Source organism: Lactobacillus sp. wkB10 (assembly GCF_000760615.1).
In the GTDB taxonomy this organism is placed as follows: domain Bacteria; phylum Bacillota; class Bacilli; order Lactobacillales; family Lactobacillaceae; genus Lactobacillus; species Lactobacillus huangpiensis.
On the sequence record NZ_JRJB01000030.1, the window covers coordinates 1 to 899 of the forward strand.

An 899-nucleotide genomic window follows, 5' to 3' on the forward strand; every position below is an offset into this window, starting at 1 on the left:
GCTATTTATATCTTTCAGACTTTGGTTTATTTCATTTAAACATTTGATTAATTCTTCGTTGTCTTGACTCATAATTTATTTCCTTTTCAGTTAAACATCTAAGATTAATTCACTTGCACGTTTCTAGATGTTATAATTATCTAAATACCGTTTTCTTTTTCGTGGTTGTCTAAGAAACGGTTTTTCTTTGCTCTGAATCCATTTAGTGATGGATTGCTTACCATATAGTTTGCGACCATCAATGATAGCCACTGGCATCCCCAGAGAGGCCCAATAAGTTATAGTAGATGGAGCTACACCAAAGTACTTTGCAATCTCTACACGGTTTAAATATGGCTGTTGAGGGGATGCTGCTTTTTTAAGACTGTCTTTAATCAGACCACAAACATAGTTTTGTAGGTCTGTTTTTTGTTCTTGGTCTAATTTGAATTCCATGGTTTATTCCTCCTCAAAATTGATTAATGATTCTGTATGAGATATTTCATCTCGCAGATTGCATACATAAACTCTCATTAAATCAGCTAATCCGTAAATTTTTTGATAATCAGCTAAAGAAATGTTCTGTTGATTCAATTTTTCAAGCATTAACTCAATGGTTCTTAATAAGTTTTCACTTTTTAACGAAGCAGTTATTAGGCCGTTATCTAAAGCTTCTATATCTTTAACAGTTCTCTTCATGGTTTATTCCTCTCCACAATAAGTTAACATGTACGAATTATTCACTAAGTCGCTGTAACGCTTAGTAAAGCTCCTAATTACATTTGTTAAAGCAGATATTTCGTTTAACTGATTTAGTGTTAAGTCGCTAGGACTTTCTATTTCAGTTATTTTGTCTGAAAGAATAGTCAGACAATTAAAAATATCCAAGCTTTCTGTTGCCATTTGAATAAACTTATTGT

General features: G+C 32.1%; 3 protein-coding genes. All 3 read right to left on the bottom strand.

Annotated elements, in window-relative coordinates:
• Nucleotides 1-123: 123 nt before the first annotated feature.
• Nucleotides 124-435, bottom strand: a complete 312-nt coding sequence (locus LACWKB10_RS09750; protein WP_034981772.1) for a DNA-packaging protein — start codon at nucleotides 433-435, stop codon at nucleotides 124-126.
• Nucleotides 436-438: 3 nt separating this feature from the next.
• Nucleotides 439-678, bottom strand: a complete 240-nt coding sequence (locus tag LACWKB10_RS09755; protein ID WP_034981774.1) for a hypothetical protein — start codon at nucleotides 676-678, stop codon at nucleotides 439-441.
• Between the two features lie 3 nt (nucleotides 679-681).
• A partial coding sequence (locus tag LACWKB10_RS10165; RefSeq protein ID WP_235191511.1) for a hypothetical protein occupies nucleotides 682-899 on the bottom strand: 218 nt, incomplete at its 5' end.